Here is a 26,433-nt window from a genome sequence, read left to right as displayed (position 1 = left end):
TCGTGTCGTAGGGGTGTCGTCGAGGCCTCCGCACCAGCGTGCACCGGGGAGATGACCGATTGATTTCGCGGAGGAATACAGCCATCCTTGACCCGACAACACATCCGGTCAAGACGGGTGGAAATCCGTGCAGGGAGCGCTATGACCCCGGTGAGACCGGTCGTCGAACTCGACGAGACGACCCACGCGACCCATCCCGACAAGACGCGGGACGCGCTGCGTGCGGCCCAGCTGTACTACATGCAGGATCTGACGATGGACGCGATCGCGCACGAGCTGCACACGTCGCGCTCCTCCGTCTCGCGCCTGCTCTCGCACGCCCGCGCGACCGGCCTGGTCGACATCCAGATCCGCTCCCCCCTCGACCGGGCGAGCGCCCTCTCGGCCGAGGTGCGGTCCCACTTCGACATCACGGCGCACATCGTGCCGGTGCCGGACCACACCAGCGAGATCGACCGGCTCGAGCGGGTCGCCCTGTCCGCAGCGAGGATCCTCGGGCAGTTCATCGACTCGAACATGATCGTCGGCATCGCCTGGGGCTCCACGATGAGCGCGATCAGCCGCCACCTGATCGCCAAGGAGACGCACAACACGCAGATCGTGCAGCTGAACGGCGCCGGCAACACCGAGACCACGGGCATCAACTACTCGAGCGAGATCCTCCGCCGCTTCGGTGACGCCTACGCGGCGAAGGTCCAGCAGTTCCCGGTGCCGGCGTTCTTCGACGACCCGACCACCAAGCAGGCGGTGTGGCGCGAGCGCTCCACCCGACGGGTCCTGGAGCTGCAGCAGCGGATGGACGTGGCGCTGTTCGGGCTCGGGTCGCCGTTCGCGGCGGTCCCCTCGAAGGTCTACATCGGCGGCTACCTGGAGCCGAGCGACTTCACCTCGCTCAGCGGCTCCGGGGTCGTCGGCGACGTCGCGACGGTGTTCTACCGGTCCGACGGCAGCTGGGACGACATCCCCATGAACGAACGTGCAAGCGGTCCGGACCTCTCCACGGTGCGCCGCGCGTCGCGCCGGATCTGCGTCGTGTCGGGCGCCTCGAAGCTGCCGGGCCTGCGCGGCGCCCTGGCGGCCGGCCTCATCACCGACCTCATCCTCGACGAGGGAACGGCCCGCGCCCTCATCTCGGACTGACGCCTCCCGCCCTTCCGCGGGACGCGCTCGGGCACGCGGCACGCCGACCCAGGCGCACCGGAGCGGCGTCTCGCAGGAGCGGTCAGGACTCGCGAGCGTGCGCGTCGAGGAACTCGTAGACCTCGGCGTCGTCGATGCCGGGGAAGGTCCCCGACGGCAGCGGCGCGAGCACGTGCGCGTGCAGGCGCGCGCTCGGCCAGGCGTTGCCGTCCCAGCGCGCGGCGAGCTCCGACGGGGCGCGTCGGCAGCAGGACTCGTCGGGGCAGCGGGAGAGCTCGCGGCGGTCGGTGTCGCGGCCTCGGAAGAAGCGGGCCTCGGCGAACGGGACGCCCACGGTGATCGAGAACTCCTCGGTGGCGGTCGTGCCGGTCTGCGACGCCGACCAGAAGGTCCCCGCCGGGGTGTCGACGTACTGGTAGTACTCCGTCGTCCGGTTGGTCCGGGTGAACGCGGAGCGCGCCGACCAGTAGCGGCAGACCACCTGGCCCTCGACGGCCCCGGTGACGTCGGTCGGCAGCGGCAGCCCGTCGTTCTCGTAGGCCTTCTGGATCGAGCCGTCTCCCAGCACCCGCAGGAAGTGCATCCGGATGTCGAGGTGCGAGGTGAGCAGGTTCGTGAAGCGCAGGGCGGCGGCCTCGTGGGTGACGCCGAAGCCGTCACGGAAGTCCTCCACCGAGATGTCCCGCTCGCGCTTCGCCTCCTGGAGGAACGCGACCGCCGGCTCCAGCGGCATCAGGCACGCGGCGGCGAAGTAGTTGATCTCGAGGCGCTGGCGGAGGAAGTCGGCGTAGGTCACCGGCCGCTCGTGCCCGAGGAGGCGGTGCGCCATCGCCTGCAGCGCCAGCGCCCGCAGGCCGTGCCCCCCGGGGATCGAGGCGGGCGGGAGGTAGATCCTGCCGTTCGCGAGGTCGATCACCGAGCGGGCGGAGTGCGGCAGGTCGCCGACGTGGATGATCTCGAAGCCGAGGTGCCGGGCCATCTTCGAGACGGAGCTGTGGGTCAGTGCTCCTCCGCGGTGCCCGACGGTGCGGAGCATCTCGCCCGCCACCTCCTCGATCTCGGGCAGGTAGGAGCTGCGCTCGCGCAGCTGGAGCCGCTGGGCGGTGTTGGCCCGGCGTGCCTCCTCCGGCGTGGCGCTCGCCTCGCTCCGGCGACGGGCGAGCTCGCGGTAGACGCCGAGGAACGCCTCCAGCACGGGCGTGCTCAGCCCCTTGTTGACCTTGAACTCGGGCAGGCCGAGCGAGCGGTACAGCGACCCCTTCTGCACCCGCGCCAGCTCGATCTCCAGCGCGGCCCGCTCGCTCGGCGGCTCGTCCGAGAGCAGCGCCGCCAGCTCGACGCCGAGCGCGGCCGCGAGACGCTGCAGGAGGGAGAGGCGCGGCTCGCGGCGGCCCGTCTCGATCAGCGAGAGCTGGCTCCCCGACACGTCGACGCGCTCGGCGAGCTGCCCGAGGGTCAGTCCGCGCCGGGTGCGGAAGTGGCGCAGGCGCTGCCCGAGCAGCACGGCGTCGGAGCCCGGGGCGGGTGTCGAGGGATCGGTCACGGCGAGCTCCAGCGGTCGGTTGTGACGGAAGCGCAAAAAGGCGGTTTCTTGACCGCCTGAGCGCCGGGAATACCTCCTGATCCTCCTCCATCCTGGCTTCAGGCGCCACTGAGCGCCCCTCCCGGCCCGGCCGGCCTCTTCCCGGCTGCGGCCGGCGACTCCCCACCCCCGTCGACGACGACCACCGAAAGCGGAGCCAGCATGAGCATCTACAGCAACACCGTCCGACTCGAGCCGAGCACCATGACCGCGCCGACGTCCGTCCCCGCGCCCGTCGTGCCGCGGGCGCCCCTCGCCCTCCGCCGCTGGGTGCGCGAGACCGCCGCGATCCTCCAGCCCGACGCGATCGAGTGGAGCGACGGCTCCCCCGCGGAGTGGTACCGCCTGACCGAGCGGCTCGTCGCCTCCGGCACGCTCCTCCCGCTCAATCCGGAGTGGCGGCCCGGCTCGTTCCTGGCCCGCACCGACCCGGACGACGTCGCCCGGGTCGAGGACCGCACCTTCATCTGCACGACCGACGAGGCCGACGCGGGACCGACCAACAACTGGCGCGAGCCCGCCGCGATGAGGGCCGAGCTCGCTCCCCTCCTCGACGGAGCGATGCGCGGACGGACGATGTACGTCGTCCCGTTCTCGATGGGGCCCGTCGGCGGTCCGCTCTCGCAGCTGGGCGTCCAGGTCACCGACTCGGCCTACGCGGTGCTGAACCTGCGGATCATGGCGCGCGTGGGCTCCGAGCCGCTCGCCGCCTTCACCGAGGAGACCCCGTTCGTCCGCGGCGTGCACACCGTGGGGCTGCCCCTCCGCGACGCGGACGGCGTCACCCGCGAGGACGTCGCCTGGCCGTGCAGCCCCGTGAAGTACATCACCCAGTTCCCGGAGACGCGCGAGATCGTCTCGTACGGCTCCGGCTACGGCGGCAACGCCCTGCTGGCGAAGAAGTGCTTCGCCCTGCGGATCGCCTCGGCGATGGGGCGCGAGGAGGGCTGGCTCGCCGAGCACATGCTGCTGATCCGCATCGTCTCGCCTGAGGGACGGCGCTACCACGTCGCCGCCGCCTTCCCGAGCGCGTGCGGCAAGACCAACCTCGCGATGATGCAGCCCGCGATCCCCGGCTGGCGGGTCGAGACGCTGGGCGACGACATCACCTGGATGCGCCGCGGGGAGGATGGACGCCTCTGGGCGATGAACCCCGAGACGGGCTTCTTCGGCGTCGCTCCCGGCACCGGGGAGACCTCGAACCCGAACGCCGTGCAGACGCTCTGGGGCAACACGATCTTCACCAACGTCGCGCTCCGCGAGGACGGCGACGTGTGGTGGGAGGGCCTGACCGACGAGGTCCCGGAGCGGCTGACCGACTGGCGCGGGCACCCGTGGACGCCGGCGTCCGGCACGCCCGCCGCGCACCCCAACTCCCGCTTCACCGCGCCGGCCGCGCAGTGCCCGTCGCTCTCCGCCGACTGGGACGCCCACGAGGGCGTGCCGCTGGACGCGATCGTCTTCGGTGGCCGACGGGCGAGCAACGTCCCGCTGGTCACGCAGGCCACCTCGTGGCAGCACGGCGTCTTCCTGGGTGCGACCGTCGCCTCCGAGAAGACCGCGGCCGCGGAGGGCACGGTCGGGGAGCTGCGCCGCGATCCGTTCGCGATGCTCCCCTTCTGCGGCTACAACATGGCCGACTACTTCGCGCACTGGCTCGCGATCGGCGCTGAGCTCGGCGATGCGGCGCCGGCGGTGTTCCAGGTCAACTGGTTCCGGAAGGACGCGGACGGCGAGTTCCTCTGGCCCGGCTTCGGCGAGAACGCGCGGGTGCTGCAGTGGCTCGTCCGCCGCCTCGAGGGGCTGGCGGAGGCGCGGCGAAGCCCCCTCGGCGACCTGCCGCTCGCGATCGACACGCACGGACTGCTGCTCTCCGCGGCCCAGAAGGAGGAGCTGTTCTCCGTCCCGGTGGAGGCGTGGCTGGAGGAGTGCGCGCTCACGGAGGAGTTCTTCACGCGGTTCGGCGACCGGCTGCCGCCCGAGCTGACCGCCGAGCTCCAGGCCCTGCGGCTCCGGCTCCTCGCCGAGAAGCTGCCGCTGGCGGCCTGATCCCCCTGACCGAGCCGGCTCCGGCCGGACACCCCTGTGGCCCGCGGGCGGATCATCCCCCTTTCCTCGCACCCCCGCGGGTCCACTCCCCCCTTCCGCTCCCACGACGACGGGCACCATGACCGACCGCATCACGCTCCGCTTCCTCGCCGCCCCGCAGGACGCCACCGCCGACGGCCGCAGCGCCCAGGCCGGCCGCGTCCTCGAATGGATCGACAAGGCCGGCTACGCCTGCGCCGTGGGCTGGAGCGGCGGCTACTGCGTGACGGCGTACGTCGGCAACGTCCACTTCACCCGGCCCATCTCGGTCGGCAACCTGATCGAGGCGACCGCCCGCGTCATCCACACCGGGCGCACGAGCATGCACGTGCTGGTGCAGGTCGCGCAGGCGGATCCGCGGACCGGCCTCTACGAGGACGCCACGCACTGCCTCCTCGTGTTCGTGGCCGTCGACGACGAGAAGAGGCCGCGGTCGGTCCCGGAGTGGCGGCCCCGCTCGATCGAGGACCTGTCCCTCGCCGAGGGCGCCGCCGCGCGCATCGAGGGCCGCCGGAGGCTGCACGACGTGATGCGCGCCCAGGAGTACACCGAGGAGGGCACCGGTCCGCGGATCGTGTTCCGCTTCCTCGCGGCACCGGGAGACGTCAACTGGGGCGGCAACGCCCACGGCGGGATCGTGATGCGCTGGATCGACGAGGCGGCCGACGCGGTCGCGCAGCGCTGGACCGGCCGCGACTCTGTGGCCGTCTACTCCGGGGGGATCCACTTCTACCGTCCGGTGCGCATCGGGCATCTCGTCGAGGTGGAGGCGCGCCTCATCCACACGAGCGCCCGGAGCATGCACTTGGCGGTGCACGTGCGCTCCGGGGACCCGCGGACCGGCGAGCTGGAGCTGACCACGCAGTGCCGGAGCGTCTTCGTGGTGCGGGGCGCCGACGGGGCGGCCGAGCCGGTCCCGCCTCTCGAGCTGCGGACCGAGGAGGACCGGCATCTGGACGCCCATGCGCGCGAGCTGATCCTCCTGCGCGCGGCGCTGCCGCCGCTCCCGCTCGCGGGGACGGCCGGCGCTAGGGTCGGAGCGTGAAGCTGCCGATCCTCGTCCTCAACGGCCCGAACCTGAACCTGCTCGGCACCCGCGAGCCCGAGCTCTACGGCTCGGACACCCTCGCCGACGCCGAGGCGCTGGCGGCGGAGGCGGCCGAGCGGCACGGCTTCACGGTCGAGACCTTCCAGAGCAGCTCGGAGGGCGCGATCGTCGACCGGCTGCACGCGGCTCGCGGCTCCGTCTCGGGAGTGGTGCTCAACGCCGGGGCGTACACGCACACGTCGATCGCGATCCGCGACGCCGTCCTCGCGACCGAGCTGCCGATGGTCGAGGTGCACGTGAGCAACGTGCACCGGCGCGAGCCGTTCCGGCAGCACTCCTACCTCTCGGACGTCGCGATCGCCGTGATCGTCGGCGCGGGCATCGCCGGCTACGGCTACGCGGTGGACGTGCTCGCGCGAGCGGCGGAGAAGCGATGAGCGGCCTCGGACGCTCCTTCGGCAGCGCGGTCGACGCCTACGACCGCGGGCGGCCCGGCTACCCCGACGACGCCGTCGACTGGATCGTGGGGCACGCCCCCGCGCGGGTGGCGGGCGCCTTCGTCCCGGAGCGGGCCCGCGCGGCGGGAGCCGACGCCTCCGATCGGCTGCGCGCCGTGGACCTCGGCGCGGGAACGGGCAAGTTCACCGCGTCGCTTGCGTCCCGCGGCCTCGCCGTGACCGCGGTCGAGCCCGACGCGGAGATGCTCGCGCGGCTCGCCTCGAATCTGCCGGGGGTCCGCCCCGAGGAGGGGACGGCCGAGGCGATCCCCGCCGCGGACGCCTCCGCGGAGCTCGTCACCGCCGCGCAGTCGTGGCACTGGGTCGACGCCGAGCGCGCGGGAGCCGAAGTCGCCCGCGTCCTGGTGCCGGAGGGCGTGCTCGCGCTGGTGTGGAACATCCGCGACGAGTCGGTCCCCTGGGTGCGCCGGCTCGGCGAGGTCGCCGGAGCCTCCACCGCCGAGCGCTTCGAGACGCTCCGGCCGCCGCTCGGCTCCGCTCTCGAGCGGGTGGCGTTCGCGGCCTTCGAGTGGTCCTTCGAGCTGGACCGAGCCGGGGTGCGGGACATGTTCGCGTCCCGCAGCTCCGTCATCGCGATGCCCGACGAGGAGCGCGCCGCGGTCCTCGCGGCGGTCGACGCCGTGGTGGACGAGGAGTCGGGCGGGAGCGGGACCGTCGCGATGCCGTACTCGACGCGCGTGACGATCGCGCGCCGCTCCTCCTCCGCCTGACTCCGCGCCGCGCGCCGCGGACCGCCCCGCCCGCCGACTACCCTCGGAGGGCGCCGCACCGGCGCGAGCACCGAGAGCACGAGGAGAGACGCACGTGAGCATCATCGCCGCCGCAGACGGGTCCGCACTGGGCAACCCCGGCCCCGCCGGCTGGGCCTGGTACGTCGACGACGAGCGCTGGGCCGCGGGCGGCTGGTCGCACGGCACGAACAACATCGGCGAGCTCACCGCGGTGCTCGAGCTGCTGCGCGCGACCGCGCAGGAGGAGGAGCCGCTGCACATCCTCTGCGACAGCCAGTACGCCATCAAGGCCTGCACCGAGTGGCTGCCGGGCTGGAAGCGGAAGGGCTGGCGCAAGGCCGACGGCAAGCCGGTGATGAACGTCGAGATCATCAAGGCGCTCGACGAGGAGCTGCAGGGCCGGGCCGTCACCTTCGAGTGGGTGAAGGGGCACGCCAACCACCGGATGAACGAGGCCGCCGATGTCCGTGCCCGGAGCGCCGCGACCGCCTACCAGCGCCGGCAGCCCGTCGACGCCGGACCCGGATGGCCGACGGCCGCCGCCGCGCCCGCCGCGGCCGCCGCGCCCCCCGTCGAGGACTCCGCCACCCTCTTCTAGCCGCGTTCCCCCTGGGGCAGCCGCAGCAGCCCCGTCGCCACCAGCTCGCGCACCCGCGGCAGCACGGAGTCGGACACCGCCTCCTCCTCGACCTGGAGGAGCGAGGCGACCGCCGCCGCGATCGCCGCCACCGAGAGCTCGCCGTCGCAGGCGCCGACCACGGCGGCGAGCGCCGTGTCGACCTCCTCGACCCGGGCGAACCCGCCGCCCTGGCGCAGCCGCAGAACCGTCGGATCGTCGTTGCCCGGCCAGTAGTGCCGCTCCTCCGTGACGTCTCCGGCGACGACCAGGGCGAGACCCGCCAGAGCGCGATCGTCGATCGACGCGAGGGCCTCGGCCGCGTCGAGGCAGGCGGCGAGGTGGCCGCCCAGGCCCGCGGTCGCGACCGGCGTGGTGATCCGCTCGAAGCGGCGGATCGGCGGGCGGGGCTGCTCGGGCAGGCGGAGCGTGACGTAGCCGAAGCCGACGCCGGTCACCCCGCGCCGCTCGAAGTCGGTCAGCCAGGCGTCGACCAGCGCGTCGAACGCGGGGCCGCGGGTCGTGCCGCCGTCCCGGATCCAGGTCTCGGCGTAGACCGCCGGATCCTGACGCTCGCGCTCCACGACCCAGACGTCCAGCGGAGAGGCGGTCCCGCCCATCCAGGCGTCGAGCCCCTCGGGCCCCGCCTCGAGCGCCTGCTCCAGCGGGCTGCGGGCGTCGGCGAGCCAGGCCGCGATCCGGTCGAAGGCGTCCGCGCCCTCCCGGTACTCCCAGTTCCCCAGGAGCTGCGCGACACCGCCGGGCACCAGGTGCTCGGCTGCTCCGAGGATGACGCGGCGCACGATCTCGTCGCCCTCCAGCCCGCCGTCGCGGTACTCGTAGGAGGGGACGCCCTCGGCTCGCGGCGTGATGACGAACGGCGGGTTCGTGACGATGTGGTCGAAGCGCTCCCCCGCGACCGGCTCGTAGAGGCTGCCGAGGCGGAACTCGATGTTCTCGATCCCGTTGAGCGCCGCGGTGAAGGAGGCGAGCGCGAGCGCGCGCTCGGAGATGTCGGTGGCGACCACCTGCTCGGCGTGGCGGGAGGCGTGCAGCGCCTGGATCCCGCAGCCGGTCCCCAGGTCGAGCACGCGGCCGACGGGTCGCTGGATCATCAGGCCGGTCAGCGTGAGGCTCGCGCCGCCGACGCCGAGCACGTGGTCCTCGTCGAGCGCGCGGCCGAGGGCGAGCTCCCCGAGGTCGGAGGCGATCCACCAGGAGGCAGCGCCGCGCTGGTCGACCACGTCGTAGGGGCGCAGGTCGAGGGCCGCGGTGACGACGGCTCCGGCCTCGACGCGCACCAGGCCGAGCTCCACCGCCCCCTCCAGCGCGAGAGCGCCGAACGCCTCGTCCGCGTCGTCGGCCGAGACGGGATCGGCCAGGAGGAACAGGCGGGCGAGGGTGGCCAGCGCGTCGTGGTCGCCGCTGCGCTCGAGGGCGCGGCGGGCGGGGACCCGGTCGCCGCGGTGCAGCGCCTCGGCCGCTTCGTCGCCCCAGAGCCCCCGCACGGCGTCCACGCCGTAGCGGGCGCGGATCAGGTCGTCGCGCAGGAGGGCGATACGGGCTCGGTCGAACGGGTCTGCGGAGAACACCGCTCCATCCTCCTGCACACGGGTCGGCCACCGGGGCCGCCGCGGCCGTACGATCGGAGGCATGCCGCTGACCGGAGAGTACGAACCCAGCACGTCCGAGTGGGCCCGCGAGCAGGCGGAGCTCTACGAGCGGACCGGCGGAGCCGAGGGGAACCTCCTCCGCGGCCGCCCCATCATCGTCCTGACCACCGTCGGCTCGAAGAGCGGGAAGCTCCGCAAGACCGCGCTGATGCGCGTCGAGCACGAGGGCGAGTACGTGGTCGTCGCGTCCAAGGGCGGCGCGCCCGAGCACCCCGTCTGGTACGGCAACATGCTCAAGGAGCCGCACGTCGAGCTGCAGGACGGGCCCGTGAAGAAGGACTACGCCGCGAGCGTGCTCGAGGGCGATCTGCGCGCGGCCTGGTGGGAGCGCGCGGTCGCCGCGTGGCCGGACTACGCCGAGTACCAGACGAAGACCGAGCGGCTGATCCCGCTCGTGCTGCTCACTCCCTGGTCCTGAGTGCGGCGGGCGGCTCGGCCCGTCGCTGAGGCGGCCGTCCGCCGGTCGAGGTCGCGCCGCACGGCAGGCGCCTCACGCGGGCGGCGAGTCCAGCGGATCCGGTCCGGCCTCAGACCCGGGCCGCGATGAGGTCGAGCACCTTCGGGCTCGAGAGCAGCGCGAAGTGGCCGACCACCGAGACCGCGATGTTCTCGCGCGCCCCGGCGAGGCGGCTCCCTCCGGGGATGTACTGGTCGCGCATCCCGTAGATCGACGTGATGCGCGCGTCGGCCTCGCGCTCGGCCAGCAGGGTGCGGATCAGCGGGCGGTGGGGCGCGAACTCCCTGAGCGCCCGCGCCGGGGCGATCCGTGCGAGCGACGAGCCGTTGAACGGGGTCGAGACGGCGATCATGCGCTCGATCCGCCCGTCCTCGCGGTCGTCGACGACCATCATGTGCTTGCCGATCAGGCCGCCCTTGCTGTGCGCGACGACGACGACTCCGCGCAGATCGTGCTCGCGCAGGTAGTCCTGGCCGAGTCCGGCCGACGCGACGATCGGCCGCGTGTTGTAGCCGAGCGCGGGCAGCACGTGGATCGGATGGCCCGCCGCGTGCAGCCTCTCGGCGATGGGCCGGAGGAACTGCCACGTCTCGTAGATCCCGGGGATGAGCAGCACCGGAGCGCCGTCGCCGGACGCGTACCGCGACACGTCCCAGCCCTCCCGCAGGTGCACGAAGCGCGAGCCGTAGGCGTAGCGGTAGTCGCGGAGGTACGCGCGCCGCAGCGAGGTCGAGCGGCGCGGGCGGGCGGAGTCACGCGCCGGCATGGGCCCGCTCCAGCTCCGCGATGTCGAGGCGGCTCATCGCGAGCATCGCCTGCAGAGCGCGCGCGGACGCCTCGGGGTCGGCGCCTCCGAGCAGACGCGGGAGGACCTCCGGCACGATCTGCCAGGACAGCCCCCAGCGGTCGCGGAGCCAGCCGCACCGGCTCTCCTCGCCGCCGTCCGCGATCAGGGCGTCCCACAGCCGGTCGAGCTCGGACTGGTCGCCGACGGTCACGACGATCGAGACGGCCTCGGTGAACGGGAACCGCGGCCCGGCGTCGATCGCCTGGAACCGCTGCCCGTCGAGCTCGAACGTCACCGACAGCACCTCGCCGGGCGACGGGGAGCCCTCCGGCAGCACCTGGCTTCCGGTGATCCGCGAGTTCGGCACCAGCTCCGTGTAGAAGCGCGCCGCCTCCCCCGCGCCGTCGTCGAACCAGAGGAAGGTGCTGACCGCGCCCATCGGAGTCTCCGTCCTGCGCGGGAGGGTCTCCGCGGCTCCCTCAGTGTGCCGCGGTGGCGCCCTCCCCGCGACGGATCACAGCGGGTTGACGCCGAACGCCGTGGCCAGTTTGTCGATCTTCTTGGCGCGGCCCAGCCGGGGCAGGTCGCTGCCGTCGCGGATGACGCGGCCGCGGGCCTCGAAGTCGTCGAGGAAGTCGCGGGCCCAGGCGACGTCGGACGGCGTCGGGCTGATGACCTCGTTGATCACGGCGAGCTGCTCGGTGTCGAGGCAGAGCTTCCCGGTGAGGCCGAGCGAGACCGTGAGCGCGGACTGCTCGCGCAGCACGGGGTGGCTGTTCGAGACGGTCGGTCCGTCGATCGGGCCGGGCAGGTCGCCGATGCGCGAGGCGACGACCAGGCGCGAGCGCGGGTAGGCCATCGCGAGGTCGTCGGCGCTGGTGCCGGTGTCGCGGCGGTAGTCGCCGCTGCCGAACGCGAGGCGGAAGGTGCCGCGGGCGCGGGCGATCGAGACCGCCTCCTCGATGCCGAGGGCGGACTCGACCAGGGCGAGCACCGGGGTGGAGCCGCCGAGGCGGTCGAAGGTCTCGGTGACGTGCTCGGCGGCCTCGGTCTTGGCGAGCATGACGCCGGCGAGGCCGGGCAGGCCCTTCAGCGCGTCGACGTCGTCGGACCAGAACGGGGTGGAGTGGTCGTTGATGCGGACCCAGGCGCGCTTCTCGCCGGTCAGCCACTCCGCGACGTCGGTCCGCGCGTCGGGCTTCGCCTTGGGGTCGACCGCGTCCTCGATGTCGAGGACGATCTGGTCGGCGCGGGACGCGTGCGCGGCGTCGAACGTCTCGGTGCGGGTGGCGTTCACCAGCAGCCAGGAGCGCGCGATCTCGGGGGCGACGTCGCGCCCCTTCCGCTTCGCGATGGCGGTGGTGGTGGTCTCGGGCAACGTCACGTTCGGGTCCTCTCGGTGGCGCGGTCCTCGCTCCGCGGACGCCACCGCTCTGCGACGGCGCCGGGGACAAGGGTAGCGGCTCCCCGTCGGCGGGGCTCCGGGCACTCCGGCGTCTCTCCACTCCGGGGCTGCGACGCCCCGAGCGCTCCGGATCAGCGGCCCTCCGGGCGCTCCCACAGCGTCAGCACCGTTGTCGGCACCCGGATCCGCTCGCGCGCGACGAACCCCGCCTCAGCGAGCACCGTGTCCGCCTCGCCCTCCGGCAGCGCCTGCCAGACCCGGTCCTCCCCGGCGAGCGCGGCGAGCAGGGCCTCGCCCTCCAGGAGCACGTCGGAGTACGTCCCCGTCGTCCCGTACGGAGCGGCGAGGGCGACGTCGTCCACGCCCGCGAACGCCTCCGGGTAGGCGGCGAGCGCCAGCCGGGGCCGGAGCGAGACCGTCCCGGAGGAGCCGAGGAGGACGGCGTCGCCCGGACGGGCCCGCTCCTCGACGGTGGCCGCCAGACCGCGGAGATCCTGCCCGGCCGGCTTCCCGGTGACCGTGCGCATCTGCACCAGGACCGGCAGGGCGGCCACCGCGATCAGGGCGAGGAGGGCGACGCCCGTCCGGGCCCTGAACGAGTCGAGCGCGAGGCCGAGGAGGACCGCGAGAGCGGGCGTGCTCGACGCGAGGTAGCGCGGAGTGAACATCGGCTCGACGAGGAGGGTCCCGAGCACCAGCACCGCCGTCGGCAGCACGATCCAGAGGACGAGGGCCGGCAGGAGCGGCCCGCGCAGGCCGCCCCGCACCGCGGCGACCGCGAGGAGCGCGACGGCGATCCCGGCCAGCCACCACGCGGATCCGAAGAACGGCTCGACCAGGACGGTGAACGCGGTCACGGGCTGCAAGCGGAGCCAGCCGACCTGGCCGCTCTGCCCTGCGGCGAGGAGCAGCACCGGCACGGCGCCCAGTGCCGAGAGGGCGCTCGCCGGGAGAGCCCGCACGGCACCCCGGGGCGCCGCGGCCGCGGCGAGAGCGACGAGAGCCGGCAGCACCAGCACGGAGTAGAGGAACACGGCGTTCGCCAGACCTGCGACGGCCGCGAACGCGGTCCAGCGCAGGGCGCCTCCGGAGCGGGCCGCCCGCACGACGAGGACCGCCGCTCCCACCACGAGCGCGGTGGCCAGAGCGGAGGATCGCGCCTCGGTCCCCGAGAACGAGGACCGCGGGAGCAGCACGAGCACCGCGGCGGCGAGGAGTGCCGCCCGGGGCCGGTGGAACGAGCGCAGCAGGACGACGACGCCCGCCGCCGCCGCTCCCGTGGCGAGAGCGGACGGCGCGCGCACCGCGAGCTCCGACTCACCGGCGATCGCGATCCAGCCGTGCATCAGCAGGCCGTAGACCAGGTGCACCGCGTCCTTCTCCTGCACGAAGGCGAGGAGCTCGCCCACCGGGAGCCGCGCCAGGCGGAGGGTCGCGGCCTCGTCGTTCCAGTAGGAGGGGATCCAGGAGTCGACGAGGGTCAGCGCGGTGGCGAGGGCGAGGACCGCGCTCGCGGGCAGGGTCCGGAGCGCGCGCATCCCGCCAGCGTAGAGGCCGGGCTCAGCGCGCCGAGCGCTCGGCGAGACCCTTCGCGTACGCGGCCTGGCCGACGTGCTGCGTGTCGTCGTCGATCACCGAGACCAGCCGCACCCCGAGGGTCACCGGCGGATCCCACTGCTCGTCGACGACGCGCTCGAGGTCCTCGTCGCCGAGCGTGTCGAGGAGGGCGAGCGTCTGCCGGTGCACGGCGTCGGCGTACTCCGCGAGCAGCGCGGCCGGCACCGCGGCGAGCGCCGCCACCTCGGCCGGCTCCTGCCCGTAGCCGGTCTCGTCGGGCCCGAAGGGCAGGCCGGACCGGCCGTGGAAGCCGTCGGCCGTCCACACCTGCTCGTGGCCGGCGAGCGGGGCGAGGTGGTCGTCCTGCACCCGGACGAGATGCCAGACGAGCCAGGCGGGCGAGTTCGAGCGGGCGTCCGCGCGGAACGCGAGCTGATCGGGGGTGCTGTCGTCGAGGACGGCGTGCACGTTCTCGTGCACCCGGCCGAAGGCGTCGCGGAGGAGGTCGATGGCTGCGCTCATGCCGCCAGCCTGCCGCTCCCGCGCCCGGCGCGGCACCCCCTCCGCGCGCCTCGGAGGAAGTGCGGAGGCGGGTGCCCGATACTCGGCCCGTGACCTCCGGATCCTCGAACCTGGCGACGAAGCCGTGGCTGACCTCCTACGCGGAGGGCGTGCCCGCCGAGATCGACCCTCCCACCCAGACCCTCGTCGACCTGCTCGAGGACTCGGTCGCGCGGTACCGCCGCGGCACCGCCCTCGAGTTCTTCGGCGCCGAGACCAGCTACGCCGAGCTCGGCGAGCAGGTCGCGCGCGCGGCGGAGGGCCTGCGGCGCCTCGGCGTGCGCGCCGGCGACCGCGTCGCGCTGGTGCTCCCGAACTGCCCGGAGCACGTGGTGGCGTTCTACGCCGCTCTCCGCCTCGGAGCGATCGTGGTCGAGCACAACCCGCTCTACACGCCGCGCGAGCTGCGGCGGCAGTTCGAGGACCACGGCGCCCGGTTCGCGGTCGTCTGGGACAAGATCGCCGACGTCGTCGCGACCATGCCCGCCGACCTGGGCATCGAGCGCGTCGTCTCCGTCGACCTCACCCGCTCCTTCCCGCTCGGCAAGCGCCTGGCGCTGCGGCTCCCCCTGCCGTCGGTGCGCCGGTCGCGCGAGAAGCTGACCGCGACCCCCCGCAGCCGCTCCCTGGTGCCCTTCGCGTCGCTGCTGAAGAACCGCCGCATCGCGCGCTCGCACCCCCGCCCGGTCCTCGGCGACACGGCCCTGCTGCAGTACACGAGCGGCACCACCGGCACGCCCAAGGGCGCGATCCTCTCGCACGCGAACCTCCGCGCGAACGCCCTGCAGGGCCGCGCCTGGGTGCCGGGCCTGCGCGAGGGCGACGAGACGTTCTACGCGGTGCTCCCCCTGTTCCACGCCTACGGGCTGACGCTGTGCCTGACCTTCGCGATCAGCATCGGCGCGAAGGTCGTGCTGTTCCCGACCTTCGACGTCGGCCTCGTGAAGGCGGCCGCGAAGTCGTCGCCGCCCACCTTCCTCCCCGCGGTGCCGCCCGTGTACGACGCGCTGGCCCGCGCCTCCGAGCGCCACGAGCTCGACCTGCGCGGCATCCGCTTCGCGATCTCGGGAGCGATGAGCCTGCCGGTCGCGACGGTCGACCGCTGGGAGCGCGCGAGCCGGGGACTCCTGGTCGAGGGCTACGGAATGACCGAGAGCTCGCCGGTCGCCCTCGGCAACCCGGTCGGCCCGACCCGCCGGCCCGGCACGGTGGGCGTGCCGTTCCCCAGCACGACGATCCGCCTCGTCGACCCCGCCGATCCGTCGGTCGACCGCGGCCCGGGCGAGTCCGGCGAGCTCCTGCTCCGGGGGCCGCAGGTGTTCCAGGGGTACTGGAAGCGGCCGGAGGAGACGGCCGAGGCCCTCCTCCCCGGCGGCTGGCTGCGCACGGGCGACATCGCGACCGTCTCGGCCGACGGCTTCGTGACGATCGTCGACCGGGCCAAGGAGCTCATCATCACCGGCGGCTTCAACGTCTCCCCCTCCGAGGTCGAGGGAGTGCTGGAGTCGCACCCGGACGTGACGCGCGCGGCCGTCGTCGGGCTCCCCCGCGAGGACGGCGGCGAGAGCGTCGCGGCGGCCGTGGTCCTGCGGGCCGGGACGGCCGTGGATCCGGAGGCGCTGCGCGACTTCTGCCGGCTGCACCTGACGCCCTACAAGGTGCCCAAGCGGATCGTCCCGGTGGACGAGCTGCCGACCTCGCTGATCGGCAAGGTGCTGCGCCGCCAGGTGCGCGAGAGTCTGCTGGACTGAGGCGACCGGAGCGGGCGGTGGCCCGCGAGGAGGAGGACGACATGGCGAGGATCGTGCAGTACGAGCGGATCGGCGGGCCCGAGGTGCTCGAGACCGTCGAGGCGCCGGAGCCCGAGGCGGGGCCCGGCACCGTGGTGGTCGCCGTCCGCGCGGCCGGCGTGAACCCGATCGAGTGGAAGGTGCGCTCCGGCCTGCGCCCGAGCCCGCCGTTCGACGGTCCGCGGAGGCTCGGGTCGGACGGCTCCGGCGTGGTCTCCGCCGTCGGTCCGGGCGTGACCGGTTGGAGCGTCGGAGACCGGGTGATCGTCAGCGGCGCCACCGGCACCTACGCGACCGCCGTCGCGGTCTCCCCCGACTCCCTCGATCCGCTCCCCGACGGACTCGGCTTCGAGGAGGCGGCCGCGCTCGGCATCCCGGTCTCCACCGCCTACCAGGCGGTGGTCTCGCTCGGCGTCGCGGAGGGATCGACGTTCGTGGTCCACGCGGGCGCCGGCGCGGTAGGACGGGCGGCGATCCAGTTCGCCGTCGACCGCGGAGCCCGGGTGATCGCCACGGCGAGCCCGGCGAATCACGAGGCGCTGCGCGCGCTCGGAGCGGTGCCGGTCGCCTACGGGCCCGGGCTGCTCGAGCGGCTGCGCGCCGCAGCGCCCGAGGGCGTCGACCGCGTGCTCGACGCGGCCGGGACGGACGAGGCGCTCGCCGCCTCGCTCGCGCTGGTGGCGGATCCGCAGCACGTCGGAACGGTGGTCGCCGGCCCTCGTGCGGCAGAGCTGGGCATCCGGGCCTGGAGCGGCGGCAGTCCCGTGCCGCTGACCGAAAAGGAGCAGCGCCTCCGCCGCGAGGGCGTGCCGCTGGCCGCCCGGCTGGCGAGCGAGGGGCGCTTCGCGGTCGCGACAGGTCCGCGCCTCCCGCTCGAGCAGGCCGCAGAGGCGCACCGGCTCAGCGAGGACGGCCACGTCCGCGGGAAGATCCTTCTCGTTCCCTGAGCCGGGCCGGCATCCGGCATTCGTCTCCCCACCGCTTCCCCCGCTCTCACCGTCGAGAAGGAGTCCCCGTGTCCACTGACGACACCACCCCCGTGATCCTGGGGGGCGCCCGCACCCCGTTCGCCCGCTTCTCCGGAGCCTTCGCGCCGCTCTCGGGCGTCGAGCTCGGCGCCGCTGCCATCCGAGGGGCTCTCGAGCGCTCGGGCGCCTCCGCGGCCGACGTCGACGCGGTCGTGCTCGGCCAGGTGATCCAGGCCGGAGCCGGTCAGGGCCCCGCCCGGCAGGCCGCGGTCCTCGCGGGCCTGGGCTGGGACGTCCCGGCGGTCACGATCAACAAGCTCTGCCTGTCGGGTCTCACCGCGGTGATCGACGCGGCGCGGATGATCCGGCTCGGCGAGGCGCAGGTGGTCGTCGCCGGAGGACAGGAGTCGATGACCAACGCGCCGCACCTCCTGCTCGGATCCCGCTCGGGCCTGGGTGTCGGTCCGCGTCCGCTCGAGGACGCACTCCTCCACGACGGCCTGCTCGATCCGTTCGACCGCCGCCTGATGGGGAGGGTGACCGACGACGGCAACGCCGCACGGGGCATCCGCCGCGAGCGCCAGGACGCCTTCGCCGCGCTCTCGCACCAGCGGGCCGCCGCGGCCCGGTCCACCGGCGTGCTCGCCGAGGAGATCGTGCCGGTCGCGGTTCCGCAGCGGCGCGGACCGGACCTCGTCGTGTCCGCCGACGACGGGATCCGGGAGGACAGCACGGTCGAGACGCTCGCCCGGCTGGCCCCCGCGTTCTCGCCCGAGGGCACGATCACGGCGGGCAGCTCGTCCCCGATCACGGACGGCGCCGCCGCGCTGGTCGTCGTGTCCCGCGGCTGGGCCCGCGAGCGCGGACTGCCCTGGCTCGCGACCGTCGCCGAGCACGGGCAGGTCGCCGGACCGGACAACTCCCTGCATTCACAGCCGTCGGCGGCGATCCTCCGGGCGCTCGGCCGCCGCGGTGCAGCGGTGTCCGACCTGGACCTGATCGAGATCAACGAGGCGTTCGCCTCCGTCGTCCTCCAGTCGGCGGACGATCTCGGCGTCGAGCCCGAGGCGGTCAACCCCGACGGCGGGGCGATCGCGCTCGGCCACCCTGTGGGCGCCTCCGGAGCACGGCTGGCCCTGCACCTGGCGCTGGCCCTCCGGCGCCGGGGCGGCGGTCTGGGCGTCGCCGCGCTCTGCGGCGGAGGCGGCCAGGGCGAGGCGCTGATCCTCGAGGGCTGACCGGCGGTCAGCCCCCGGGAGGGCGTCGGCGCCTCCGGCTACGCTCGCGGGATGAGCATCCTGAGCGCCGACGGCCTCGCCTTCGTCACCGAGCGCCACCTGGCCACCCTCTCCACCCCCGGCCGCCAGGGCCGCCTGCACGTGGTCGCCGTGGGCTTCACCTACGAGGACGGCGTCGTCCGCGTCATCACCTCCCGCGAGAGCCAGAAGGTGCTCAACGTCCGGCGGGGCGGCACCGCGACGGTCGGGCAGGTCGACGGCATCCGGTGGCTGAGCCTGGGCGGTCCGGCGACGATCGAGGAGGAGCCGGACGCCGTGCAGCACGCCGTCGAGCTCTACTCCCAGCGCTACCGCACCCCGCGCCCGAACTCCCTCCGCGTCGCCATCCGCATCGACGTCGACTTCGCCCTCGCCTCCTCCGGCCTGCGCGCAGAGTAGCCGGGTGGCCCGCGGCGACGCGCTGGGCGGGGGCGGTGCCGTCTCCTCCCTCCGCACCTACCGCTACGTCCGCCTCTCCCTGGTGGCGGCCGTGGTGCTCCTCACGGCCGGCCTCGTCCACCAGCTCGTCGTCGGAGGCCCGCTGCGCTCGATCAGCGCCTCGTACTACACCCCGGTCCGCTCCCTCTTCACCGGGGCGCTCTTCGCGGTCGGCGTCGCGCTGGTCGTCCTCGCCGGGAGGAGCGTGCGGCGCTTCCTCCTGCTGCTGGCGGGCATGACGGCGCCGGTCATCGCGATCGTGCCGGTGCCCCTCGCCTCGGAGGAGCTGCAGCGCCTCCAGGGAGCGGTGTGCCCGGCGGGAGGGGCGTCGTGCCTTCCCGCGACGGCCGCGGGTGAGGTCGCCGCCTCCCTGCCCGCCTACCTGGTCACGGCCGCGGCCGTCCTTGTCGCCTCCGTGATCCTGCTCGCCCTCGACCGGGTCCTCGACCGCTGGGCACTGGTCCGCACCGCGATCGCCGCCGCCCTCCTGATCGCTCTGGCGGCCTGGAGCACGCTCCCGTCGTTCCTGCGGCTCGGCCACTACGCCGCCGCCGGCGTCTTCTTCCTCCTCATCGCCGTCACCGCCGGTCTGCACGCCGTCGCGGTGCGCGCGGAGGGAGCGAGCGGGCCGGGGACGCCGCGCTTCTACTCCCGCTGCTACGCCGTTCTCGCGGTGCTGATCGCCGCGGTCGATGCGGCGCTGGTGCTCCTGCTGCTCACGGGGCGGGGAGCGGAGCTGCTCGGCGAGCAGTGGCTCCTGCTCGGCGAGGCCGTCGCGCTCGCCCTCTTCGGGGTCTTCTGGGTGCTGCAGACCGTCGAGAACTGGGATCGTCCCGACGTGCTGCTCGTCGCGCGGGGCTGAGGGGGCCGGTGGCGGCCCCCTCAGCCGCTCAGCGCTTGAGGGTGATCGAAGCGCTCCGCCCGAGGTTTCCCGCGGCGTCGGAGGCGTGCGCGACGATCGCGTACCGCCCGGCCGGGTAGGAGGAGGCCGAGACGGTCAGGCGCCACGTGCCGCCCGACGCCCTCGTCGCGTCGCCCAGCCGCGTCGCTCCGCTCCAGAAGCTCAGCTTCGTCGTGCCGACGTCGTCCTTGGCGGTGGCGACCAGGGTGACCGAGCCGCGCACCGTCGATCCGCTCGTCGGCGCGGTGATGACGGTCTTCGGAGCCGTGGTGTCGCGCGACGTCGCGGGCGAGCCTGCGGGTGCCGGAGCAGGAGCCGCGGTGGGCGCCGACGTGGGAGTCGGAGTCGGAGTCGGAGTCGGTTCGTCGCCGAGGCCCCAGGCCGTCCACAGCTCCTCCGCGATCATCGCCTGGCCGGCGACGTTCGGGTGGAAGTAGTCGACGTCCGTCGAGAGCTGATCGAGCGAGATCGGAGCCGCCGTGAGGGCGCCGCCGTCCCACACGCAGTCGTTCGCGGCGGACGCGCAGGCCGATTCCAGTGCCTCGTTGAAGGCGGCCTCCCGGTCCTCCGCCGCCGCGAGCGAGGCGGTGTAGGCCGAGCCGATCAGAGAGGCTCCGGTCGTGGCGTCGACTCCGCGCTGGGTCCGGCAGACCCCGCCCCAGGCCCAGATCGCGGCGCCCGGCGTCGACTTCACAGCGTCCCACTCCGACTCGATGTCCGGGACCGAGCCGACGAGCACCGTCGCCTCCGGCCACTCCTCGCCGATCGAGCGCAGGATCCGGGTCGCCGACGCGGCGAAGGAGGCCGCGGGCGTCATCGCGTAGCCGTCGCGGGAGTCGGGCGAGAGGCTCAGCGAGCAGAGGTCGTTGCCGCCGATCAGCAGCGTGACCACGTCCGGCTCCTCCCCGGCCGCGACCGCGGCGTCGATCCGCGACTCGACTCCGCTGATGACCGCACCCGACTTCGCGTAGTTCACCGCGCGGACCGCCGTCCGCGGATCCGCCGCCGCCAAACGGCTCGCGATCGAGTCGACCGCGGGCGCCGATCCCGTCGCCCAGGAGTTCTCGACGCAGTCGCGGTTCACCCCGCAGGTCGTGGCCGCGCGCGTGATCGAGTCGCCGAGCGCGAGCAGCGTCTGCGTCCCGGACGCCTGCGCCGGCGGTGCCGCCAGGAGCCCCGCCAGGAGCGCGATCGCCCCCGCGCCGACCCCTGCCGCTCTCCGCCGTGCCCTGTGTGCTGTGGTCCCCATGTCGTCCCGTCCCCTGGTCGTCCGTCGCTCGAGTGCCTCGCGTGCTGCGAGAGCACGAGGGGCGAGCGTACGTCGCTGCGGATCCCCCGACGGACCGGAGGAGGGCGGCTCCCGTCCGGCGCGGCCCGGATGGGGGACACGGAGGACGCACGGAGGCGGGCGGCCCACAGCTTCAGGCGCCCGATCGTCAGGACCTGCACGACCGGCCCGCGCGCTCTCCCGCCCGGAGAGCACGTGGACCGACGGCTCCTCCTCGATACTCTGAGGCGATGATCGGCCGTCGCCGTGGAGGGAAGAGGGATCAGCATGGACTACTCGAACGAGGACGATCTCAAGCAGAGGATCGGTATCGACTCCTGGAGGAATCTGTCGAAAGAGAAGTTCATCGCGTTCGCATCCGAGCTGCCGAACATGAGCGAGGAGCTCGCCCTGAAGGTCGTCGAGCAGTTCCCGGATTTCAAGAATCTCGTCCTCGACTCGTTCAGTGAAGTGCGAGATCAGGCGAGTTCAGCCGTTCGAGCCAACTGGAAGAGTCAGAAGAAGGTTCACAGGGCCTTCGCCGAGTACCGCGCCGTCCTGAACCGCGAACTGGATCGTGACACCCTGAGCGCGGCGGACCGCTACTCAGTCCTTCGGCTGTTCAAAGAAGCGATCGATGACGAAGCGCTGAAGGATTCGGAGCACAAGGCGTTCGTGCTCCGTGCACTGGGCATCGTCGCGATGGTCGCAGTCGCCGGAGTCTCGACGGGAGTCGCCGTCCTCGGCGGTCGAGCCAGGATCGGCGGAGACGCCTAGTACCGAGTGCCGATCGAACGGACCACTCCTCCGCCGACGAGCGCGTCGAGGCCGCGAGGCGGTCGACCCGCCGAACAGGCGAGGTTCCCGATCCGGCCGCCGGCACAAAGCAGAAGGCCCGCTTTCTCGAGCGGGCCTTCCGTAGTGGTGGACCTGTCCGGAGCCGACTCGAAAAGATGGCGACCCCTGCTGGCCGAGATCAACACGGCCTCGAGACCGGTTCGCTCTGATGCGGAAGGGCGACCTGAGCGCAGAAAGACTCCGAAGGCACGCCAGCAGCAGGTCCGACTCGACACCGACCGCATCGCCGCACTCATCGCTGGATACGAGGCCGGCGCTACGGTTTACGAGCTGGCTGATCGCTTCGGCTGCGAACGTAGGACGGTCCGTGACCACTTGCGACGAGCGAACGTCGCGATGCGACGGACTCCCCCGTCAGACCTCACGGTTGCCGAAATGGCTCGTCTTTACGAGTCAGGACTTTCGCTGCAACGTGTCGGCGAACGCGTCAACGCCAATGCTGCGACGGTACGTAAGTACATCGGGTTGGCGGGAGTTCGGATCCGGAATGCCCATGAACATCATGGTCGATAGATTGTCCACAAAGTCCACATTTGCTATAATGATTGTATGAAAAGTGGAGACCCTGAGGAGTACCTGAGCGTACGCGAGACAGCGCTGATTTTGCAGGTTCATGAAAATACCGTCCGCATTTGGGCTGCGAACGGCGTTCTCGTTTCTTCAAAGCTCCCAGGTACTAAATTCCACCGCTTCGCTCGAACTGAAGTTGAGCGCGTGCTTCGTGATAGAGGTGCTAACACATCATCAGTAGCTCGTTCGTTAAGAACCGACGGGCCTGAGCTCGTAGGACCGATTGACCTAGACCAGTGGGCAGCCCGGAATGACGCGAAGGTTGCATTTCCTGAACTCATGGATCGTCTCTTGGCTGCTACGCCTGGGGTTACGAACGTCAATGTCCGTTCACACGAAGGTACGTCTGCTCACGGCTGGGACGGCACCGCTACATCACATGGTTCAAAATATCTTCCCGACGGCAATCTCTATTTCGAATTTGGTACCGACGCTCTGCCACACAAGAAGGCGACCAGCGACTATCGAAAGCGTGAAGACGCAATAGCGAATGATCCGCACGCTATCTTTATATTTGCGACCCCGAAAAACTGGCCCGGCGCAAAAGCATGGTCAAGCACCGAATCGGAGAATACTCAATTCTCCGCAGTAGAAGCTTTCGATAGTCACCGGCTAGTCAGCTGGTTACGAGAAACGCCGTCAGTACACTACTGGCTGTCCGAACGCCTCGGATACAATCCACGTGACGCAAGCACTTTATCGAACTGGTGGGTAGGATTCCGAAGTGGTCTGACCCTCGAACTACCGGCCAGCTTTTTCTTAGCTGGGCGCCAGAAAGAGCGTGTCGACTTAACCAGCTGGTTAACCTCAGCCGACAGCTCTAAAAGCGCGTTGCCAGTAAAGGCCTCGAGTGAGTCCGAAGCATGTGCATTCATTTACGGCGCCCTGCAAGACACTGACCTTCTAGCCTCAGCCCTAGTAGTTAGAACAAGCACCGCTTGGGCGCGTTTGATCCATTCAACAACTCCGCTAATACTTGTTCCTAAATTCGATCAACCCGACGTGACATCGGCACTTAGCTCTAACCATCGCGTACTCCTGCCTGCGGACTTGACACAAGTCATTACCAGCAGCAATATCGCACTACCACGTATTGAACCAATCTCCGCAGCAGAAGCTATCGACAAGACCTCGACCACCTTTGCCGAGAGTCGGAGAATAGTCAAACTAGCGAGACGAGATATGCAGTCGTTCTTGCGAACAATTAGCAAAGATCCACGTCAAGAAGTGCCTGCGTGGACCAGGGACTCGACTCGCTCAGACATTCTCGCGCGCCTAATACTGACGAGCACATGGTCAAACGAGAGCGGTGATCACGAGGCAATTGAGTTACTAACGTCCAAGTCGTGGATTGACATTCAACGCGTCCTGCTCGGACTACACCATGACGGCTACACAGTTTTTATTCCCTCTGGAAACTCTTGGCAGCTCAGTGATCCTATCCGTACAGCACAGCTATTACTTCCTCGGCTGACCACAGCTGACATAGATATCTGGAGAAACTCAGTAGAACAAATTCTGCTCACTGCAGATCCTTACGAGGGTATGGATAGTACCGAACGCATCCACGCGATGATCAAAGGAGTGCGGCCCCAGTTCTCATCAGAGTTGCGGCATGGCGTAGCTCTGTCACTCGCGATGGCCTCGGCATCTGGTGTGTCAATCCACGGCTTAGGTGAGATGGACCAAGCCGTCGAGAAGATAGTTGCCAACCTCTTTAGTGTGCCGAGCGGCGATCGACCCAGTAGCACCTGGCTTTCCATAAGTAGCGAGCTGCCACTTATTGCCGAGGCGGCGCCGAACGCATTCCTCGATGCAGTCGAAGAGGACCTTGCGCGTAGAGAACCCCTACTTGCCGATCTGTTCGAAGACCAAACAAGTGACTCCCCCTTTGGATCGTCCTCGACCCATACGGAATTGCTGTGGGCGCTCGAAACCCTTTGCTGGTCTCCAGATTACTTTCACCGATCCGCTACTGCACTTGCTCAGCTAGCTCGTATCGATCCCGGAGGCACTCTGAGCAATCGACCTCCACGTAGCTTGATCAATGTGATGTGTGGCTGGGCTCGTCAGTGTGGTGCCAAGACCAAGGAAAAAATTGCGCTACTGAGAACTCTCTCCAATAGCATGCCCGATACGATGTGGCCCATCCTCATAGGATTATTGCCGGAGACGCACGGCATAGTCATGCCACCTCATGCTCCGACCTATAAAAATTGGACTTCCGAGGAATCTGAAGTTTTTTATGATGACTGGTCGGTCTTCACGAGTGGTGTTGTCCGGATCGCAACAGAAATCACAACTGGAGATCCAGTGAAATGGGCACAGTTGGTCGATAAGTACGAAAACCTACCCCCGCACCTTCGCACCGAGCTACTTCAGTCGTTACTCGACGATTTGAGATCGCCCGAGTGGTCTACGACCAATAATTACGACCTTTGGCGAAAGCTCGATGAAGTAATACGCCGACATGAAGAGTTTGCTGAGGCAGAGTGGGCCATGGGGGCAGGACAACTCGACGAGCTACGGAAAGTGGCCGACGCCGTCGCCTCCGACCATGACCCGAGGCGCCACGCTGCATTATTCGAATGGCGGTCCCATTTCGGTGGCCTTAATTTTGATGATGAGGGATTTGATCAGTCTCTGCAGGAAGCAAGGCGCAGTGCGCTTTCTGCCGTATTAAGTCAGGGAATTGAAGCCCTGGAGTCACTTGCATCGATTGTAGAGAATGCAAATGCTTTTGGGTGGGAACTTGCAGCAAAAGCAACTGGCGAACTGGATGATGCTGTTCTTGGCTGGCTCGTGGATCATGGAGACGCATTAAGATCTTGCGCACTCGCTTATTTACAGGAGCGTCTACGTTTGGAAGGATGGAATTGGATCGAGCACATGAAAAATATAATCCTACAGCTCGAGCCAAAAGCGCAGAGTTACTTCGCTAACGTCCTACCATTTAGCGAAGAGTATTGGTCAAGGCTTGATGAACTAACCCCGGCCGTCAAAGACGCATACTGGTCACGCCCGAATCCCTATCTGAAGAACCAAGATGAGTATCTGGAAGCAGCAGATCGACTGTTAGAGTCCGGACATCCATGGGGGGCTGCTAGTGTCGTCTCGCACTACATGCATGATGATGCGAGAACACCGGACGTGTCTATTGTAAAGAGGGTCCTCGCTGAGCTTATTCAAGCGTCTGAACCAATGCCCAACCAATCAATGTCACCCTATTTTATTGAGCAACTGATTAAGTTCTTGGAGCGCACAACTCCTGATGACCCCGAGTTAATCCAGTTCGAATTTGTCCTCTTTGGACTGCTTCACGACAACGAGTCCGACCTTGCTATCTATAGAGCGCTTAGTAGCAATCCAGCCAACTTCGTTGCAATCATTCGTTCCCTCTACCGCTCTGAGCACGAAACCATCCAAGTCGAGTCCGCAGCACACAATCGCGCAGCCAACAGATCTTACGAAATTCTTCATCATTGGAATGCAATCCCTGGACAGCGCGCGGACGGCTCCGTCGACTTCGATAAGCTCCAGGATTGGGTGCGCGCGGCACGAATCGATCTTGAAGAAAGTGGGCATGCGTCTATAGGCGACGAGCAAATTGGTGAAATGCTATCAGCAAGTCCTTTGGGATCCGACGGCATCTGGCCAGCAGAAGGGGTAAGGGAGATTATCGAAGCCGTAGGCAGCGTTCGTTTAGAATCTGGCTTGCAAGTCGGGCTCTTCAACCGACGAGGCATCACCGTACGGGCACCCTTCGAAGGCGGCGCACAGGAGCGTGCTCTCCAAGAGAGATACCTCGAGATGTCCAAGACGTTGTCACCAGTGTATTTTCGAACCAGTCGACTTCTTCGTGAAATTGCCGCTAGCTACGGTCAAGACGCTCTGCGGGAGGATTCCGAGGCGGAACGTGATGCTGACCGCGAGTAACGTGTGCGTTGTTTCTCACCTGCGCATTGGTTGATCACCAGTAGATCCTTCCGGCCTTACGCAGAGCCCGACTCAGTCTGATGATCTATCGCTCAGTCGATGATTGAGCTATCCGTCCCCGTCGTCTTGACGTTGCCAAATTACCAGGGAAATAATCCCCCTCGCGAGCTGTCGCTTATCAATCACAGGTTTCACGACCGCGGCGACCCGTACCCCTTCAATCGAGCTGTGGTTGGCTGGTGGGGGGCTCGAGGACGGGGCGCGC

General features: G+C 70.1%; 22 protein-coding genes. 14 read left to right on the top strand and 8 right to left on the bottom strand.

Features of this window, described 5'->3' with window-relative positions; genetic code table 11:
- Positions 1–141: 141 nt before the first annotated feature.
- On the top strand, positions 142–1,140 hold the full coding sequence (locus C5C71_RS05395) for a sugar-binding transcriptional regulator (RefSeq protein WP_104223198.1): 999 nt from the start codon (positions 142–144) through the stop codon (positions 1,138–1,140).
- An 82-nt stretch (positions 1,141–1,222) separates the two neighbouring features.
- Here the strand turns inward: C5C71_RS05395 and C5C71_RS05390 are convergent, their stop codons facing one another.
- Positions 1,223–2,683: a helix-turn-helix domain-containing protein gene (locus tag C5C71_RS05390; protein WP_104223199.1), complete on the bottom strand. Its 1,461-nt coding sequence runs from the start codon at positions 2,681–2,683 to the stop codon at positions 1,223–1,225.
- A 201-nt stretch (positions 2,684–2,884) separates the two neighbouring features.
- Here C5C71_RS05390 and C5C71_RS05385 point away from each other — a divergent pair, with 201 nt between their 5' ends.
- The 5 genes from C5C71_RS05385 (at position 2,885) to C5C71_RS05365 (ending at position 7,705) form a co-directional block, all read left to right on the top strand.
- The gene (locus C5C71_RS05385) at positions 2,885–4,771 is read left to right on the top strand and encodes a phosphoenolpyruvate carboxykinase (GTP) (protein WP_374954286.1); all 1,887 of its coding nucleotides are present in this window, start codon (positions 2,885–2,887) and stop codon (positions 4,769–4,771) included.
- A 118-nt stretch (positions 4,772–4,889) separates the two neighbouring features.
- Positions 4,890–5,855, top strand: coding sequence for an acyl-CoA thioesterase (locus tag C5C71_RS05380; protein WP_104249470.1), 966 nt, complete (start codon positions 4,890–4,892; stop codon positions 5,853–5,855).
- A complete protein-coding gene (aroQ, locus tag C5C71_RS05375) occupies positions 5,852–6,295 on the top strand; it encodes a type II 3-dehydroquinate dehydratase (protein WP_104238317.1) in 444 nt (147 codons plus the stop codon). Before C5C71_RS05380 ends, aroQ begins: the two co-directional genes overlap by 4 nt.
- Positions 6,292–7,086 (top strand): class I SAM-dependent methyltransferase, encoded by a 795-nt coding sequence (locus C5C71_RS05370; protein ID WP_104337272.1) that lies wholly within the window; start codon positions 6,292–6,294, stop codon positions 7,084–7,086. Before aroQ ends, C5C71_RS05370 begins: the two co-directional genes overlap by 4 nt.
- Positions 7,087–7,180: 94 nt before the next feature.
- The gene (locus tag C5C71_RS05365; RefSeq protein ID WP_104223203.1) at positions 7,181–7,705 is read left to right on the top strand and encodes a ribonuclease H; all 525 of its coding nucleotides are present in this window, start codon (positions 7,181–7,183) and stop codon (positions 7,703–7,705) included.
- Here the strand turns inward: C5C71_RS05365 and C5C71_RS05360 are convergent.
- Entirely contained in the window at positions 7,702–9,315 is a 1,614-nt protein-coding gene (locus C5C71_RS05360) for a methyltransferase (RefSeq protein WP_258064065.1), read from the bottom strand. The two genes, C5C71_RS05365 and C5C71_RS05360, sit on opposite strands and share 4 nt — an antisense overlap.
- Before the next feature lie 61 nt (positions 9,316–9,376).
- Between C5C71_RS05360 and C5C71_RS05355 the strand changes: the two genes are divergently transcribed.
- Positions 9,377–9,814, top strand: a complete 438-nt coding sequence (locus tag C5C71_RS05355) for a nitroreductase family deazaflavin-dependent oxidoreductase (protein ID WP_104337270.1) — start codon at positions 9,377–9,379, stop codon at positions 9,812–9,814.
- A 109-nt stretch (positions 9,815–9,923) separates the two neighbouring features.
- Here C5C71_RS05355 and C5C71_RS05350 read toward each other — a convergent pair whose 3' ends face one another.
- The 5 genes from C5C71_RS05350 to C5C71_RS05330 form a co-directional block, all read right to left on the bottom strand.
- Complete coding sequence (locus C5C71_RS05350; RefSeq protein ID WP_104223206.1) at positions 9,924–10,619, bottom strand: triacylglycerol lipase; 696 nt, start codon at positions 10,617–10,619, stop codon at positions 9,924–9,926.
- Positions 10,606–11,079: a VOC family protein gene (locus C5C71_RS05345; protein ID WP_104337269.1), complete on the bottom strand. Its 474-nt coding sequence runs from the start codon at positions 11,077–11,079 to the stop codon at positions 10,606–10,608. Before C5C71_RS05345 ends, C5C71_RS05350 begins: the two co-directional genes overlap by 14 nt.
- A gap of 75 nt (positions 11,080–11,154) precedes the next feature.
- Positions 11,155–12,018 carry a CoA ester lyase gene (locus C5C71_RS05340; RefSeq protein ID WP_208543400.1) on the bottom strand — a complete coding sequence of 288 codons (864 nt, stop codon included), beginning with the start codon at positions 12,016–12,018 and terminating at the stop codon, positions 11,155–11,157.
- Positions 12,019–12,176: 158 nt separating this feature from the next.
- On the bottom strand, positions 12,177–13,583 hold the full coding sequence (locus C5C71_RS05335) for a glycosyltransferase family 39 protein (RefSeq protein WP_104337268.1): 1,407 nt from the start codon (positions 13,581–13,583) through the stop codon (positions 12,177–12,179).
- Positions 13,584–13,605: 22 nt separating this feature from the next.
- Positions 13,606–14,124, bottom strand: coding sequence for a DinB family protein (locus C5C71_RS05330; RefSeq protein ID WP_104223209.1), 519 nt, complete (start codon positions 14,122–14,124; stop codon positions 13,606–13,608).
- A gap of 89 nt (positions 14,125–14,213) precedes the next feature.
- Between C5C71_RS05330 and C5C71_RS05325 the strand changes: the two genes are divergently transcribed.
- The 5 genes from C5C71_RS05325 to C5C71_RS05305 all read left to right on the top strand — a co-directional run bounded on the left by C5C71_RS05325 (position 14,214) and on the right by C5C71_RS05305 (position 19,498).
- Positions 14,214–15,914, top strand: a complete 1,701-nt coding sequence (locus tag C5C71_RS05325; RefSeq protein ID WP_104246706.1) for a long-chain-fatty-acid--CoA ligase — start codon at positions 14,214–14,216, stop codon at positions 15,912–15,914.
- Positions 15,915–15,955: 41 nt separating this feature from the next.
- Positions 15,956–16,900, top strand: a complete 945-nt coding sequence (locus C5C71_RS05320; RefSeq protein WP_104288991.1) for an NADP-dependent oxidoreductase — start codon at positions 15,956–15,958, stop codon at positions 16,898–16,900.
- A gap of 68 nt (positions 16,901–16,968) precedes the next feature.
- Positions 16,969–18,159 carry an acetyl-CoA C-acyltransferase gene (locus C5C71_RS05315; protein ID WP_104232853.1) on the top strand — a complete coding sequence of 397 codons (1,191 nt, stop codon included), beginning with the start codon at positions 16,969–16,971 and terminating at the stop codon, positions 18,157–18,159.
- A 51-nt stretch (positions 18,160–18,210) separates the two neighbouring features.
- Entirely contained in the window at positions 18,211–18,597 is a 387-nt protein-coding gene (locus C5C71_RS05310) for a pyridoxamine 5'-phosphate oxidase family protein (RefSeq protein ID WP_104226440.1), read from the top strand.
- Between the two features lie 4 nt (positions 18,598–18,601).
- A complete protein-coding gene (locus tag C5C71_RS05305) occupies positions 18,602–19,498 on the top strand; it encodes a hypothetical protein (protein ID WP_104337267.1) in 897 nt (298 codons plus the stop codon).
- A gap of 28 nt (positions 19,499–19,526) precedes the next feature.
- On the opposite strand, the gene C5C71_RS05300 is transcribed toward C5C71_RS05305, so the two are convergent.
- Positions 19,527–20,786 (bottom strand): GDSL-type esterase/lipase family protein, encoded by a 1,260-nt coding sequence (locus C5C71_RS05300; protein WP_104337266.1) that lies wholly within the window; start codon positions 20,784–20,786, stop codon positions 19,527–19,529.
- A gap of 306 nt (positions 20,787–21,092) precedes the next feature.
- Between C5C71_RS05300 and C5C71_RS05295 the strand changes: the two genes are divergently transcribed.
- Both C5C71_RS05295 and C5C71_RS17255 read left to right on the top strand, forming a co-directional pair.
- Positions 21,093–21,581, top strand: coding sequence for a hypothetical protein (locus C5C71_RS05295; protein WP_104226443.1), 489 nt, complete (start codon positions 21,093–21,095; stop codon positions 21,579–21,581).
- Between the two features lie 630 nt (positions 21,582–22,211).
- Positions 22,212–26,168 (top strand): helix-turn-helix domain-containing protein, encoded by a 3,957-nt coding sequence (locus tag C5C71_RS17255; RefSeq protein WP_146084428.1) that lies wholly within the window; start codon positions 22,212–22,214, stop codon positions 26,166–26,168.
- Positions 26,169–26,433 lie beyond the last annotated feature (265 nt).

Source organism: Rathayibacter sp. AY1C1 (assembly GCF_002932105.1).
Lineage (GTDB): Bacteria > Actinomycetota > Actinomycetes > Actinomycetales > Microbacteriaceae > Rathayibacter.
The sequence above is the reverse complement of the archived record's forward strand: the minus strand, read 5'-3'. Positions and strand labels throughout refer to the sequence as shown.